This window comes from Baekduia sp., assembly GCF_035996765.1.
Taxonomy (GTDB): domain Bacteria; phylum Actinomycetota; class Thermoleophilia; order Solirubrobacterales; family Solirubrobacteraceae; genus Baekduia.
The window spans coordinates 1-13,484 of record NZ_DASYJG010000042.1; the positions used below are offsets into that span (position 1 = coordinate 1).

General features: G+C 70.8%; 13 protein-coding genes. 7 read left to right on the forward strand and 6 right to left on the reverse strand.

The genetic code is table 11. The annotated features are described in order from the left end of the window. Window positions 1–102: 102 nt before the first annotated feature. From VGO10_RS10075 to VGO10_RS10085, 3 genes are read right to left on the reverse strand one after another with little or no spacing between them, the layout of a single operon-like run. Entirely contained in the window at window positions 103–1,431 is a 1,329-nt protein-coding gene (locus VGO10_RS10075; RefSeq protein WP_327467800.1) for a class II fumarate hydratase, read from the reverse strand. A gap of 11 nt (window positions 1,432–1,442) precedes the next feature. Further along, window positions 1,443–2,282, reverse strand: coding sequence for an alpha/beta hydrolase (locus tag VGO10_RS10080; protein ID WP_327467802.1), 840 nt, complete (start codon window positions 2,280–2,282; stop codon window positions 1,443–1,445). Window positions 2,283–2,337: 55 nt separating this feature from the next. Continuing rightward, on the reverse strand, window positions 2,338–2,799 hold the full coding sequence (locus VGO10_RS10085; RefSeq protein ID WP_327467804.1) for a hypothetical protein: 462 nt from the start codon (window positions 2,797–2,799) through the stop codon (window positions 2,338–2,340). 25 nt (window positions 2,800–2,824) lie between these two features. Between VGO10_RS10085 and VGO10_RS10090 the strand changes: the two genes are divergently transcribed. Beyond that, window positions 2,825–4,132 carry an MATE family efflux transporter gene (locus tag VGO10_RS10090; RefSeq protein ID WP_327467806.1) on the forward strand — a complete coding sequence of 436 codons (1,308 nt, stop codon included), beginning with the start codon at window positions 2,825–2,827 and terminating at the stop codon, window positions 4,130–4,132. Here the strand turns inward: VGO10_RS10090 and VGO10_RS10095 are convergent. Both VGO10_RS10095 and VGO10_RS10100 read right to left on the reverse strand, forming a co-directional pair. Next, complete coding sequence (locus tag VGO10_RS10095) at window positions 4,129–4,569, reverse strand: thioesterase family protein (RefSeq protein ID WP_327467808.1); 441 nt, start codon at window positions 4,567–4,569, stop codon at window positions 4,129–4,131. The two genes, VGO10_RS10090 and VGO10_RS10095, sit on opposite strands and share 4 nt — an antisense overlap. Continuing rightward, window positions 4,566–5,348: a UDP-galactose-lipid carrier transferase gene (locus tag VGO10_RS10100; RefSeq protein WP_327467810.1), complete on the reverse strand. Its 783-nt coding sequence runs from the start codon at window positions 5,346–5,348 to the stop codon at window positions 4,566–4,568. The genes VGO10_RS10095 and VGO10_RS10100 overlap by 4 nt, the downstream gene beginning before the upstream one ends. Window positions 5,349–5,460: 112 nt before the next feature. Between VGO10_RS10100 and VGO10_RS10105 the strand changes: the two genes are divergently transcribed. Next, window positions 5,461–5,742 (forward strand): helix-turn-helix domain-containing protein, encoded by a 282-nt coding sequence (locus tag VGO10_RS10105; RefSeq protein WP_327467812.1) that lies wholly within the window; start codon window positions 5,461–5,463, stop codon window positions 5,740–5,742. A 15-nt stretch (window positions 5,743–5,757) separates the two neighbouring features. Here the strand turns inward: VGO10_RS10105 and VGO10_RS10110 are convergent, their stop codons facing one another. Beyond that, window positions 5,758–7,089, reverse strand: coding sequence for an HD-GYP domain-containing protein (locus tag VGO10_RS10110; RefSeq protein ID WP_327467814.1), 1,332 nt, complete (start codon window positions 7,087–7,089; stop codon window positions 5,758–5,760). Window positions 7,090–7,371: 282 nt separating this feature from the next. Here VGO10_RS10110 and VGO10_RS10115 point away from each other — a divergent pair, with 282 nt between their 5' ends. The 5 genes from VGO10_RS10115 (at window position 7,372) to ileS (ending at window position 13,465) form a co-directional block, all read left to right on the forward strand. Next, window positions 7,372–8,280: a MerR family transcriptional regulator gene (locus VGO10_RS10115; RefSeq protein WP_327467816.1), complete on the forward strand. Its 909-nt coding sequence runs from the start codon at window positions 7,372–7,374 to the stop codon at window positions 8,278–8,280. 18 nt (window positions 8,281–8,298) lie between these two features. After that, entirely contained in the window at window positions 8,299–8,796 is a 498-nt protein-coding gene (locus VGO10_RS10120; RefSeq protein WP_327467818.1) for a PAS domain-containing protein, read from the forward strand. A 109-nt stretch (window positions 8,797–8,905) separates the two neighbouring features. Further along, the gene (locus VGO10_RS10125) at window positions 8,906–9,793 is read left to right on the forward strand and encodes a MerR family transcriptional regulator (protein WP_327467820.1); all 888 of its coding nucleotides are present in this window, start codon (window positions 8,906–8,908) and stop codon (window positions 9,791–9,793) included. A 49-nt stretch (window positions 9,794–9,842) separates the two neighbouring features. Next, window positions 9,843–10,298, forward strand: coding sequence for a MarR family winged helix-turn-helix transcriptional regulator (locus VGO10_RS10130; RefSeq protein ID WP_327467822.1), 456 nt, complete (start codon window positions 9,843–9,845; stop codon window positions 10,296–10,298). A 35-nt stretch (window positions 10,299–10,333) separates the two neighbouring features. Beyond that, window positions 10,334–13,465: an isoleucine--tRNA ligase gene (gene ileS, locus VGO10_RS10135; RefSeq protein WP_327467824.1), complete on the forward strand. Its 3,132-nt coding sequence runs from the start codon at window positions 10,334–10,336 to the stop codon at window positions 13,463–13,465. The last annotated feature ends 19 nt before the right edge of the window (window positions 13,466–13,484 follow it).

A 13,484-nucleotide genomic window follows, 5' to 3' on the forward strand; every position in this document is an offset into this window, starting at 1 on the left:
GGGGGGCGTCTCGTGGTGAATAATTCCCCACGAGACGCCCCGGACCCGCGCGGAGGGGTGCCGGACCGTGCGGAGGCGGCGCGGACCGCGCGGGCAGCGCCCTTAGGCCTGGTTGCCCGCCGCGATCTTGCGCAGATTGATGGTCGCGTCGTAGAGCTTCGCGTCGACGCCGGCTGCAAGGGCCACGTCGCGCAACGGCTTCCCGGACGCTGACGCCTCCTTGACGATCGCGGCCGCGGCGTCGTAGCCGATCGCGCCATTCAAAGCGGTCGCCGCCGCGAGCGTGTTCTCCGCCGAGGCCTTCGTCCCCGCCTTGTTGACCTCGATCCCGTCCACGCACTTCTCCGCAAACGCCACCGTCGTCGTCGACAGCAGGTGAATCGACTGCAGCAGGTTCCGCGCGATCAGCGGGATGCGGACGTTGAGCTCGAACTGGCCCTGCATGCCGCCGATGGTGATGGCGGTGTCGTTGCCGATGACCTGGGCGGCCACCTGCAGAACGACCTCCGGCAGGACGGGATTGACCTTGCCCGGCATGATCGAGGAGCCCTTCTGGAGCTCCGGCAGGAAGATCTCGCCGATGCCCGTGCGGGGGCCGGAGCCCATCAGCGCGATGTCCTGGGCGATCTTCGTCAGCGAGACGGCGACGACCTTCAAAGCACCCGACAGCTCGACCAAGGCATCGCGGTTGGCCTGCGCCTCGAACGGATCGGCCGGCGGCGCGATCAGCTTCAACTTCGACTCACGGATCAACCGCTTGCGCACCTCGGCAGCGAACTTCGGATGGGTGTTCAAGCCCGTCCCCGTCGCCGTGCCACCCAGTGGGATCTGGCCGACATGCACCAGCGCGCTCGACACGCGCTCCTGGCCCAGACGCATCTGCGCCGCGTAGCCGGCGAACTCCGCGCCGAGCGTCACCGGCACCGCGTCCATCAGGTGCGTGCGGCCGGACTTGACCACGTCCTTGAACTTCTTGGCCTTGCGGTCGAACGAGCGCTCGAGCTGCTTCAACGCGGGCAGCAGCTTGTTGGTGGCCTCGTCCAGCGCGGCAAGGTGCACGGCCGACGGGAAGACGTCGTTGGAGGACTGGCCGAAGTTCACATGGTCATTGGGATGAGCCTTGCCGCCGGTCAGCGACGAGATCACCTCGTTGGCATTCATGTTGGACGACGTGCCCGAGCCGGTCTGAAAGACGTCGATCGGGAACTGGTCGTCATGCTCGCCGGCGGCGATGGCGGCACCGGCGGCGGCGATCTCCTTCGCGAGCTTCGGATCGAGGTTGCCGAGCTCCGCGTTGACCAGCGCGGCGGTGCCCTTGATGGCACCGAGCCAGCGGATGACAGAGACCGGGACCGTCTCACCGGAGATCGGGAAGTTGTCGACGGCCTTCGTCGTCTCGCCGCCGTAGAGCTTCTTCTTCAAAGGGGGCATGGCCCGGGAGCCTAGGACAAGAAGGAGAGCAACTCCCGTGCGACCCCGACCGGGTCGTCGTAGGCAATCAGGTAGCCGGTGCCCGGCAGCACCCGCAAGATCGCATCCGGCAGGAGATCGAGCGCCTCCTCGGCGCCGCGCAACGGATGGTGGCGATCCTCGTCGGCCCACAGCAGTAGCACCGGCACGTCGAGCAGCGGCAGGAGATCCAGGACCTCGCGCCGTGCCGACCGTGGCAGCTCCCGCGCCAGCCGCGCCCATGAGCGCGCGAGGTTCGCGTTACCGCCGACGTCGGCCATCGCGTGGCGCACCAGATCCGCCGCCTCCGGCACCCCGCGCGCGGTCAGCCCCGTCCCGCGCTCCGGCCGGAATGCGAGCCGCACCGCGTGGCCGGCCACGCGGTCAAGGCCCGGGACCCCCGCCGCGCGCGCCGCGCCCAGCCACGCACCGTGGGCCTTGGCGCGCTCGGGCGGCCGATGCAGACGGCAGGGCATCAGCACGAGCCGGTCCGGCGTCAGCTGCCCCAACTCGATCGCGCGGATCAGCAGATCCGCACCGAGCCCGTGGCCGCCGACCAGCGGCCGGCGCCCCGCGACGTCGATGCAGAACGCTGCGAGCACGCCGGCCAGCCAGTCGAACGTGTACGGATGGCGCGGCCGGTCCTCGGAGTCCCCGTGAGCCGGCAGGTCGGGCAGGATCAGCCGAAAGCGGTGCGCGAGATCCTCGACCGCCGGCTCGAACTCGCGATGGCTGAATCCAGCAGAGTGGACGAGCACGACGGGCGGCCCCGTGCCCACCTCGCGGTAGGCGATCCGGGCGCCGTCGTCGGCGTGCCAGAGGCGCAGCCTCATGCGCCGGACCGCCGACTTGAGGCGCGCCCGCCGCGGCCGCGCGTGAGGCGCGGTCTCATCCGTGCGCCGCTCCCGCTGCAAGGCCCTCGTCCAGCGCGCGCGCCACCGCCGGCGAGCGCTCGCGCACGCCCGCGCCCGCCGTTTCAACCCGCCGCCCCAGCTCCGACGCGATTCCGTTGGAGTGCGACGCGCCGCGTGAGACCGCCGCGCTCAGGAACCCCAACTGCAGCGCCGCGCGCGCGTCGCCGTCATCGCGTGCCCGCGCCGCCAGCTCCTCGGCCAGCGCGTGGACGGTCGACCCGAGGTTTTGCAACTCGGCGTCGGTGCGCACACGCCGCGAGCAGGTGGAGATCAGCGTCGCGCCCGGCAGCACGACCGCGCCCGGCGCGTCGGCCAGCGCGCGCTCGTACCCGTCCCGGTCGGTGTCGATGCAGGCGGTGGGCATTGGTGGCGCGTCCTTCGTGCACGCCCCGAAGGCGAGCGCAAAGCTCACGGCGAGGGCGGCACGGCACCTCATCGGCCCCATCGTAGAGTGGCCGCTCGTGTCGACCGCCCGCAGCTACGACCGCGAGATCCTCCGGCTCGCGATCCCCGCCCTCGGCGCGCTGGCCGCCGAGCCGCTCTATCTGTTGGTCGACACCGCGATCGTCGGCCATCTCGGAACACCTCAGCTCGCCGCGTTGGCGCTCGCCGCCGCGGTGCTCGGCGCAGCGGTCACGCTCTGCAACTTCCTGACCTACGGCACCACCGCGCAGGTCGCGCGGCTGCACGGCGCCGGCGAAGCCCAGCGCGCCGGCGAGATCGCCGCCCAAGCGCTGTGGCTCGCACTCGGCATCGGCCTGCTGCTGACCATCGCCGTCGTCACGCTCGCCGACCCGCTGATGACCCTGGTCGGCGGTCACGGCCACACCGCCGACCTCGCGGCCCGTTACCTGCGCATCAGCGCGCTGGGCCTCCCGTGTGCGCTGATCGCCCTCGCGGCCCAGGGCTACCTGCGCGGCGTCGGCGACCTGCGTTCCCCGCTGATCGTGGTCGTCGTGGCCAACGCCATCAACATCGTGCTCGAGCTGGTGTTCGTGTACGTGTTGGACTGGGGCCTGGACGGCAGCGCCGCGGGAACAGTCGTTGCCCAGGCGGGCATGGGCGCGGCGTTCACCATGTACTTGCTCAAAGCGCCGGCGCGCACCCGCCGCCCGAACCCCGACCAGCTCAAGAGCCTTGCGCGCATGGGCGGCCACATCGTTGTGCGCACCGGCTCGCTGCTGCTGGCCTTCGTGATCGCCGGCGCCGTCCTGGCGCGCGTCGGCGACGACAGCCTCGGCGCCCACCAGATCGCCTTCCAGGTCTTCATCTTCTTGGCCTTGATCCTCGACGCGATCGCGATCGCCGGCCAGGTCCTCGTCGGCCGGATGCTCGGCGCGGGTGATGCCGCGGGTGCGCTCGCCGCCGCCCGGCGCATGTTGGGGTGGTCGCTCGCCGGCGGCTGCGCCATGGGCCTGGGCCTGCTCGCCACGCGCAACGTCATCCCGCACGCCTTCAGCACCGACACAGCCGTGCGAGCCCGCGCGCGCGAGCTCTGGCCGCTCTTCGCGCTGATGCTGCCGGCAGGCGCGCTGACCTTCGCGCTGGACGGCATCCTGCTCGGCGCCGGCGACACGCGCTTTCTCGCCTACGCGATGGCCTTCAGCGCGCTGGCCGTCTTCGTGCCGATCACGCTCCTCAGCCTGCACTTCCACTGGGGCGTCATCGGCGTCTGGTGGGGCCTCAACGCGCTGATGCTCGCCCGGCTGGTGACGACCGGCGCCCGCTACCGCGGACGCCGCTGGGTCGTCGTCGGCGTGCCGGCCTAGTCGGAGGAGGACGAGGCGCCGGCCGTCGAGACCCCCGCCTCGACCTCCAGCGTCTCGCGCAGCGCGTCAGGCAACTGCGCCGCCTGCTGGGCGCCGTAGTCGAAGCCGACCAGGACGCCGTAGCCCTCCGCCGCCAGTCGCGTGCCGACGCGCATCTCGAACTCCACCCGGAACGACGAGCGCTTGACGGCGCCGATCGAGCACTTGACCGCGACCTCCTCGTCGAAGAGCACGGGCGAGCGGTAGTTGATGTGGCACTCGGCGAAGATCAGCCCGAACGCGTCGGCCTCGGGGTTGGCCGGGTCGTGGCCGGGGACGATCGCGCGCAGGTAGGCGATCCTGGCGGTCTCGAAGTAGCGCAGGAAGACCACGTTGTTGAGGTGGCGCATCGCGTCGAGGTCGCCGAAGCGCACGCGCTCGGTGTGGGTGTAGCTCATACGGACGTCTCCGGTTCGAGGGGTTCTGGCAGCTCGAACCCGCGCGCGGCGCACCCACGCTCGATCTGCTCGATCACAGACTCCATCACCTTCACGCGGGCAAAGCGCTTGGACTCCCCCTCGACCAGGATCCATGGCGCCGCGTGGACGTCGGTGCGGGCCAGCATCTCCTCGACCGCCTCGACGTACTGCGGGCGCTTCTCGCGGTTGCGCCAATCCTCGTCGGTGATCTTCCACGCCTTCAACGGATCGGCCTGGCGGCGCTCGAAGCGCGCCAACTGCTCCTCGGATGAGACATGCAGCCAGAACTTGGCGAAGATCGTGCCCTCGGCCGCCAGCGTGCCCTCGAACTCCACGATCTCGTCGTAGGCGCGCCGCCACTGCTCCTCGGTGGCGAAGCCCTCGACGCGCTCAACCAGGACGCGGCCGTACCAAGAACGGTCAAAGACGGTCATGCCGCCCCAGCCCGGCTGTGGCGTCCAGAAGCGCTCCAGGTAGTGATGGCGCTTCTCGTCGGGCGTCGGCGCCGCGAACGACGCGACGCGCACGTGGCGCGAGTCCAGTGGGGCGAGCAGGCGCTTGATCGCGCCGCCCTTGCCCGACGCGTCCCAGCCTTCCACGACGATGGCCAGCGGCGGCCCGAGCGGGTCGCCGTCATGCAGCTTGCCGCCGAGCGCCAGGCGCAGCTGAGCAAGCCGACGCCCACCTGCGGCGAGCCGCTCGTCCTGCTCGCGACGCTTGAGCTTCAGTGAGAGATCGAGGTCATCGAGCCGGCCCATCGCGCCAACAATGCTCGCAGACCATGCCATTCCGGCAGGCCCGGACGTCGAAACCTGCGCAAAGCCACGCGGACCGCCCCGAAGAGGCCTTCGCGCCCTAACACTGCTGTTCATGACGCGGTCCACGCACACCAGTCGCCTCGGCCTGACCACGTCGGAGGCGGCACGTCACCTCGGGGTCTCCCTCTCCACCGTCCGCCGGTGGTCCGACATGGGCTACCTGCGCGGCTACCGGACGCCAGGCGGTCAGCGCCGCTTCCCCGTCGGTGAGCTCGACGAGTTCGTCACCTCGCTGGAGGAGCGCACGACCGGCACCGGCCGCTTCGTGCGCGAATCCGAGCAGGTGCCCGACGAGGCCGTCGAGCTGCCGCTCACCACCGACACCGACCAGTAGGCCAGGCCAGTCGGCTCAGCCGCCGGCCGCCTCGTTCATCCGCCGCTCGATCGCGAGCTCTTCGTCGTAGTCGGCGGCATCGGCGTGCCGGTACTCCGTGCCCTGGCCCGCCAGCAGCTCGGCGAGCGCTTCCACGTAGCCGGCGTCCAACTGTGTGCCCGCCACGCGCCGCAGCTCGGTCAACGCCTCAAACGACGACAGCCGCGTCCGGTACGTATCGGGCGCCGTCAGCGTGTCGTAGACCTCGGCGACCGCGATGATCTTCGCGATCTCGGGAATCTCCTCGCCGGTGAGCCGGTGCGGATAGCCCTTGCCGTCGGGCCGCTCGTGGTGGGCGACGATGATCTCGCTCAGCGGGCCGTAGACGCCGATGTCGCGCAGCAGGTCGGCGCCGAGCTCGGGATGGCGGCGGATCGCCGTCCAGTCGTCCTCGGTCAGGACGACGCCGCGCTCCATGACGCGGTCGCTCAGCGCGAAGCGCCCGATGTCGTGCAGCAGGCCCGCGGTGTGCGCGAGCTCCTGCTCACGCCCAGTCATCCCGACGTGGCTGGCGATGTCGCGCGCGAACCGCGCGACCGCGGCGCAATGGCGGGCGGCACGATGGTCGCGGGCATCGAGCGTGCGGATCAGCCCGCTCAGCACGCCCCACGAGAGGTTGGCGTACTCCTTGGTGCGCTCGCGCGCGGCGATGACCAGCCGCGTCATGTAGCTGAACGCCAGCAGCGCGACCAGCACGAGCGTGATCACGGCGAAGCCCGTCTGGGCGTAGACGGCGCCGATCGCGGTGACCAGCGCGATGTTGATGGCGATGGTCGGCGCCAGATCCGACAGCGCACGCACGCGGTTGCGCAGCGCCTGGCCGTCCAGGATCGCCATCGCCAGCCCGACCAGCTCGGAGTTGACGATCAGCACCGCGCCGCTGGAGATCGCCAGCGCCACGGCGAAGGCGGCCGTGTCCTGGGTGAGGTCGAGCGCCTGGAACACGACCGCCGCAGCGACGGTCGGCAGCGCGCTGCCGGCGAGATTGATCAGCAGCGGGACGCGGCGATAGCGCTCGACCATCCAGCCGACGAGCTCGGCGATGACCGGCACCGCAAACGCGGCGGCGGGCCCGAGGAAGCAGGCCGCCAGGATGCCGCAGAGGAACGCACCCGAGACGAAGATGCGTTGCGTGGAGACGTCGACGGCGAGCAGCCGCGACACCACGGCGCACGCCAGCAGAACGCCGGCGAGCGGATCACCGATCGTGCCGGGCTCGGCGATTGCCAGCCCGGCGGCGACCACGAGGCCCGCAGCAGCAACTCCTGCTGCGAGGCGCGGGCGCTGCACCACGTCCGACCCGCTCACGGCGGAGACGCTACAGGGCGCCTCCGCACGGGTCCAGACGTCCGGGTGGTCTAGCGGCCGCCGACGTACCCGGCGACGGAGGCGATGGCGACGAGGACGCCGGCGTAGGGCAGGGCGCGCAGCTTCAGGTTGTTCATGGCAAGCCTCCGAAAGACAGTGGACGGATAAGGGGCGGCGAGCGTAAGCTGACTCCGTGGCTCTGCACGGGAAGTTGCGCAAAATCGATGCACTTTGGGCAGTAGGCGGGACTAAAGCTGTACGCCGTGATCCCGTGGAACGCACTTGCGCACGCTGAAGACCTCAGAAGCGGCTGCCGTTCTCAACGTCAGCCCGAACACGCTCCGTGCGTGGGAGCGTCGTTTCGGCTACCCGAAGCCGCAGCGATCGCCCGGCAAGCACCGCCTCTATACCCACGGGGAGATCGCCGCGCTGCGCGACGCGCTCCAGGAGGGATTGTCGATCTCGTCGGCGATCTCGCGGGCGCGGGAGTCGGTCGCGGCCGACACGCATGTGCTCGTCGGTGCGCTCGCCGCTTATGAACTGGAGCGGGCCGACGCGGCGATGGAGGGCGCGCTAGCGCTGCGCTCCGTCGAGCGCTCGGTGGAAGAGGTGCTGCTGCCGTCGCTGGAGGAGATCGGCGATCGCAACGGGACCGACTCGGCGCCCTGGGCGCTCGCGGCCCGCTGGGCTGGCGAGTGGTTGCTGCGCGCTCAGCGCCTGTCGCCGCCGCCCTCGGCCATGCCGTCGGTGCTGCTCGGCGACGCCACGCGCGACCAGCTCGATCCCGACGCCCTCGCGCTCCGGGCGCTCGAGCTCTGCACCACGCGGATCGGGCTGCGCACCCTGACGCTGCCGGTCACGGGCCTCGCCGGCCTCGGCGACGTGCTCTCGGCTTACGAGCCGCGGGTGGTCGTCATCGCCGGCGGCGAGGAGCTCGACGACGACGTCGCGCGCTGGGCCTACCGCGTGCGTGCCTCGTCCGGCGCGCTGCCGGTCCTGCTGTTCCGTCGCGGCGGCCGCGACGATCGCACCCGCACCACCGGCGCGCGGCATCTCGCCTCCGCGCCGACCATCGCCGCGGGCCAGCTGGCCGACCTCGCAGAGGGCGGCAGTCGCGAGTCGATTGCCGATGACCTGGAGTTCGACGATCTCGCGGTCCCGACGCCACCCCGGCGCCGGCTGTCCGCCTAAGGCTGAGGAGGATCCCGCTTGAGCTCCAACCGTCCACTGCTCCGCCTCGTTCCGGACCCCACGTCCGAACCGGTTCCGTTCGTCAGCTTCTGCGGCCACTGCGGCCAGGCGCCGCCCACCCCGATGGCTGCGCTGGCGCGCGTGTGCGGACTCTGCGGCCTCGGCGTCGTCATCAGCGCCAGCGCTGACCTCGCGCCGCAAAAGGGCGAGGCGTTCGTCATCGTCGATCGCCAGCTCAAGCTGTGCGGCCTGTCGCGCGGCGCCGAGCGCGTCCTCGGTGTCGACGAGCCCGACGCGGTCCATCGCCACGTCTCCGACTTCCTCGAGCCCGCCGACGCCGAGGCCGGCCAAGGTGACGAGCTCCTGCAGAGCATCGTCGCCAGCGCCGCGATCGGCATCGCGCCGCCCCACAACATCGTCGTCCGTCCCACCGGCGAATACGGCGTGCGCTACGCCGCCCGCGTCGGGAGCTGCGGACCGCCCGAAGGCGCGCTGATCATCCTCGGGACGGTGTAACCCGTCGGCACACGGGTACAGGGTCCTTCAGGTGCAAGACGTTGCCCGTCGTGCACCGGACCTTGCGCTAGTTGCCAGAACCTCACCAAACGGCGAAGACTGTCTCGACATGGGTGGATCAATCCGAACCAACGCCGCGGCAGCCATGCTCGGCGTCAGCCCGAACACGCTGCGCTCCTGGGAGCGCCGTTTCGGCTTTCCGGAGCCCAAGCGCACCGCCGGTGGGCACCGGCAGTTCGACCTCGCCGAGATCGAGGCGCTGCGCGCCGCCTTCGAGGAGACGCAGAACATCTCCTCGGCCGTCTCGGTCGCCCGTGAGCGCGGCACCGGCCCGGCCTCGCCGGCACGGCTGCAGTCCGCCTTCGGTCGCTTCGACGAGGACGGCGCCAACCGTCTGATCGAGGAGAGCCTCACGGTCCGCTCGGTGGAGCGCACGATCGAGGAGGTCCTGCTCCCGTCGGTCGAGGCGCTTGCCCCGGCGCACAACACGCCGCCGACGCCCGAGTACGGCTTCGCCTGGCGCTACGCGACCGGCTGGCTGGCTGCCACCCAGCGCCTCGCGCCGCCTGCTGCGCGTCCTGAGGGTGTCCTGGTCTTCGATGCGAGCCGCGCCCCGGAGGCCGAGGCGCTGCAGGCCCAAGCGTTGGAGCTGGTGCTGCGCCGCTCCGGCCTGCGCACGCTCACGCTGACGGCCGACTCCGATCCGAGCCGCCTCGCCCACGCGATCACCGCGCTGGACCCGCGCGCGGTCGTCCTCACCGGCCACGGCGCGTCGCTCGATGCCCTGGGCCGCCTGGTCTTCACTGCCCGCCGCGTGGCGGGCGAGGATGTCGCGATCCTCGACTATCGCGGCGCGATCCCGCACGCGGGCAGCAGCACGGTCGAGGCGCTTCCCGACATGCCGCTGGCCGCCCGCGAGGCGATCCTCCTGCGGCTCGATGCGCGCAACGCCAGCGGGCGCTTCGCCCGCGGCGCGTCGACGGCCATCGGTCTGTAACACCCGATCGTTCGGAGCCGTCCGGGCGGGGCGACATGATCCCCGCGCGATGACGCTCACCCAGCTTGACGATCCCCTGGCGCACGACGCCCTGGAGTCTCTCCTGCTCGCGGAGGCGAGCGTCCGCCGGCGCCTGGCGTCGGACTTGGAGCGCGAGGGCCTCTCGTCCTCGGGCTTCTCGGTGTTAATGGTGCTGTCCAGTGGCGGTGGTGAGCTGGAGCTGCGCGCGCTACGTGCTCGGCTGCGCACCTCGAAGGCCAACGCGACCGAGGTCGTCACGACGCTCGAGACGCGCGGGATGGTCCAGCGCTTCCGCCTGCCGCACGACCGCCGCGCGGCATCCGTCCGGCTGACCACGCAGGGCCGCGAGCTCGTCGATCGGCTCGTGCCCGAGCACACCCAGCGCGTCACCGACGCCTTTGCGGTGCTCGACGAGGCCGAGAAGCGCATGCTCGCCGACATCTGCCGCAAGCTCGCGGTCGAGCCCGCGGCCGCGCCGGCGTAGCCCGCGGCGCCCCAGCGCATATCCTGGGCCGCTCAATGGCCCGCCGCCCCGTCGACTCGAACCAGTCCTTCCCCGCGCTCGAGGAGCAGGTGCTTGCGCGCTGGCGCGAACGTGACGTCTTCGCCGAGTCGCTGCGCAACCGCGAGGGCGCTGATCGCTGGGTCTTCTGGGAAGGGCCGCCGACGGCCAACGGCAAGCCCGGCGTCCACCACGTCCTCGCAAGGGCGTTCAAGGACATCTACCCGCGCTACAAGACGATGCGCGGGCATCTCGTCGAGCGCAAGGGCGGCTGGGACACGCACGGCCTGCCAGTGGAGATCAACGTCGAGCAGCAGCTCGGCCTCCACAACAAGCACGAGATCGAGGCCTACGGGATCGCGGAGTTCAACGCGAAGTGCCGCGCGTCGGTCTTCGAGTACCTGGAGGACTGGAACCGGCTGACCGAGCGGATCGGGTTCTGGGTGGACTTGGAGAACGCTTACCGGACGCTCGATGCCACCTATGTCGAGTCGGTCTGGTGGGCACTGCGCCAGATCCACGACAAGGGCCTGCTCTACGAAGGCCACAAGGTGGTGCCCTACTGCCCGCGCTGCGGGACGGCGCTGTCGTCGCACGAGCTGGCGCTGGGGTACAAGGACGTCACCGACCCGTCGGTCTACGTGCGTTTTCCGGTGGCCGAGGACGGCGGTCCGGTGCAGGCCGGCGACGAGTTGTTGGTGTGGACGACGACGCCGTGGACGCTGGTCTCCAACGCCGCGGTGGCGGTCGATCCGGAGCTGACGTACGTGCGCGCGAAGACGGGTGCGCTGGAGGCGCCGGTTGTGCTGGCCGAGGCATTGGTGGAGCGCGTGCTCGGCGGTGGCGACGCCGACGTCCAGATCCTTGCCAGGTTCCCGGGCGCCGCGCTGGATGGCGTCCGCTACGAGCCCCCGTTCTCCTACATCAAGGGCTCGGAGTACGGCGAGCGCGGCCACACCGTCCTGCTCGGCGACTTCGTCACCGCCGACGACGGCACCGGCCTGGTGCATACCGCGATCGCCTTTGGCGAGGACGACTTCCGCCTCGGCGCGCAGTACGGCCTGAAGGTCGTCAACCCGGTGCGGCTGGACGGGACCTACGACGAGCGCATCAAGGAGTACGAGGGGCGCTTCGTCAAGGACGCCGACGCCGACCTGGTCGAGGACCTGCGCGCCCGCGGCCGCCTGCTGCGAGCGCAGGAGTACGAGCACTCCTACCCGCACTGCTGGCGCTGCGGCACGCCGCTGCTCTACTACGCCAAGCCGTCCTGGTACATCGCGACGTCGCAGGTCAAGGACAAGCTCTTGGCCGCCAACGAGACCGTCGGCTGGCATCCCGAGCACGTCAAGCACGGGCGCTTCGGCCGCTGGCTGGAGAACAACGTCGACTGGGCGCTGTCGCGCGAGCGTTACTGGGGCACGCCGCTGCCGGTCTGGCGTTCGGAGGATGGGGAGGACTTCCACGTCATCGGCTCGTTCTCCGAGCTGGAGGAGCTGTCCGGGGTCAAGCTAGAAGACCCGCATCGTCCCTACGTCGACGACATCACCTACACCGATCCGCAGACCGGCAAGGTCATGCGCCGCGTCCCCGAGGTCATCGACGTGTGGTTTGACTCGGGCGCGATGCAGTTCGCCCAGTGGCACGCGCCGTTTGAGCACGAGGACCGCTTCAAGAACGCCTGGCCGGCGGACTTCGTCTGCGAGGCGCTGGACCAGACGCGCGGGTGGTTCTACTCGCTGCTGGCGGTGTCGGTGCTGCTGTTCGACGAGTCGCCGTACAAGGACGTCGTCTGCCTCGGGCTGATCCTCGACGAGGACGGGCAGAAGATGTCCAAGTCGAAGGGCAACGTGGTCGATCCCTTCGAGATCCTCGACCGCTTCGGCGCTGACGCGCTGCGCTGGTACTTCTTCTCCTCCAAGCAGCCGTGGGACGGTTATCGCTTCTCGGAGGAGACGATCGCCGAAGGCGTGCGGCTGTTCCTCAACACCTTGTGGAACACCTACGGGTTCTTGGTGTTGTACGAGAACGCGGCTGACGGCGATGAGGTGCTGGGGTCTGAGGCCGGCCCACCCACCGACCTCGACCGCTGGGTGCTCTCGCGGCTCAGCGCGACGGTGGCGACGGTGACCGAGCGCCTGGACGCGTTTGACGCGACGGTCGGCGCGCGTGAGATCGCGACCTTCGTCGACGATCTCTCCAACTGGTACGTGCGACGCTCGCGCCGGCGCTTCTGGGAGGGCGATGCGCGCGCGTTCGCGACGCTGCGTGAGTGCCTCGTGACGGTCGCGCAGCTGCTGGCGCCGTTCACGCCGTTTGTCGCCGATGAGATCTACGACAACTTGGATGGCTCGGCGGGCTCTGTGCATCTCACCGATTGGCCGACGGCCGGTCCGCGCGACGTTGCGTTGGAGGAGGCGATGGCCACGGCGCGCGAGGCGGTGGCCCTCGGCCTGAGGGCACGCGCAGGCGCCAAGGTCGGCCTGCGCCGGCCGCTGCGCGAGGCGATCGTGGTGGCCGCGGGGCGCGAGCGCGCCGCGCTGGAGACGACGGCCGACATCGTCCGCGAGGAGCTCAACGTCAAGGCGCTGCGCTTCGTCGACGAGGCCGACGAGCTGGGCTCCTATGACCTCAAGCCCAACTACCGCACGCTCGGCCCGCGCTTTGGCAAGAACATGCCGCAGGTCGCCGCGGCGGTCGAGGCGCTGGACGCCGATCGCGTCGCGGTGGCGCTGCGCGAGGGGCGGACCGTGGGCGTCAACGTCGACGGCCACGACCATGAGCTGACCGCCGACGACTTGTTGGTGGGGTTGCAGCCGCTGGACGGCTTCCAGGTCGAGCGCGAGGGCGGCCACGCGGTCGCCCTGGATCTCGCGATGGACGAGGGGCTGCGCCGTGAGGGCTGGGCGCGCGAGGTCGTGCGCGCCGTGCAGAACGCGCGTAAGGACGCGGGGCTGGACGTCTCGGACCGGATCGCGCTGACGCTGGCCGGCGACGTCGAGATCGTCTCGGTCGCTCAGGAGTTCGAGCGGCTGGTCGCCGACGAGGTCCTGGCGACGAGCGTGGCGTTTGGCAACGGCGCGGAAGACGAGGGCTTGTTCGTGGCGACGGTCGACGGGCACACGCTGCGCGTCGGCGTCGCGCGCGTCTGAGGCCAGACAGCCGGGGGGC

What these genes read in the sequence shown, in the direction of transcription:
- VGO10_RS10075 (WP_327467800.1), bottom strand. Translation starts at nt 1,431, where the DNA reads ATGCCCCCTTTGAAGAAGAAGCTCTACGGCGGCGAGACGACGAAGGCC.
- ileS (WP_327467824.1), top strand. Translation starts at nt 10,334, where the DNA reads ATGGCCCGCCGCCCCGTCGACTCGAACCAGTCCTTCCCCGCGCTCGAG.
- VGO10_RS10125 (WP_327467820.1), top strand. Translation starts at nt 8,906, where the DNA reads ATGGGTGGATCAATCCGAACCAACGCCGCGGCAGCCATGCTCGGCGTC.
- VGO10_RS10085 (WP_327467804.1), bottom strand. Translation starts at nt 2,799, where the DNA reads ATGAGGTGCCGTGCCGCCCTCGCCGTGAGCTTTGCGCTCGCCTTCGGG.
- VGO10_RS10100 (WP_327467810.1), bottom strand. Translation starts at nt 5,348, where the DNA reads ATGGGCCGGCTCGATGACCTCGATCTCTCACTGAAGCTCAAGCGTCGC.
- VGO10_RS10130 (WP_327467822.1), top strand. Translation starts at nt 9,843, where the DNA reads ATGACGCTCACCCAGCTTGACGATCCCCTGGCGCACGACGCCCTGGAG.
- VGO10_RS10080 (WP_327467802.1), bottom strand. Translation starts at nt 2,282, where the DNA reads ATGAGGCTGCGCCTCTGGCACGCCGACGACGGCGCCCGGATCGCCTAC.
- VGO10_RS10095 (WP_327467808.1), bottom strand. Translation starts at nt 4,569, where the DNA reads ATGAGCTACACCCACACCGAGCGCGTGCGCTTCGGCGACCTCGACGCG.
- VGO10_RS10105 (WP_327467812.1), top strand. Translation starts at nt 5,461, where the DNA reads ATGACGCGGTCCACGCACACCAGTCGCCTCGGCCTGACCACGTCGGAG.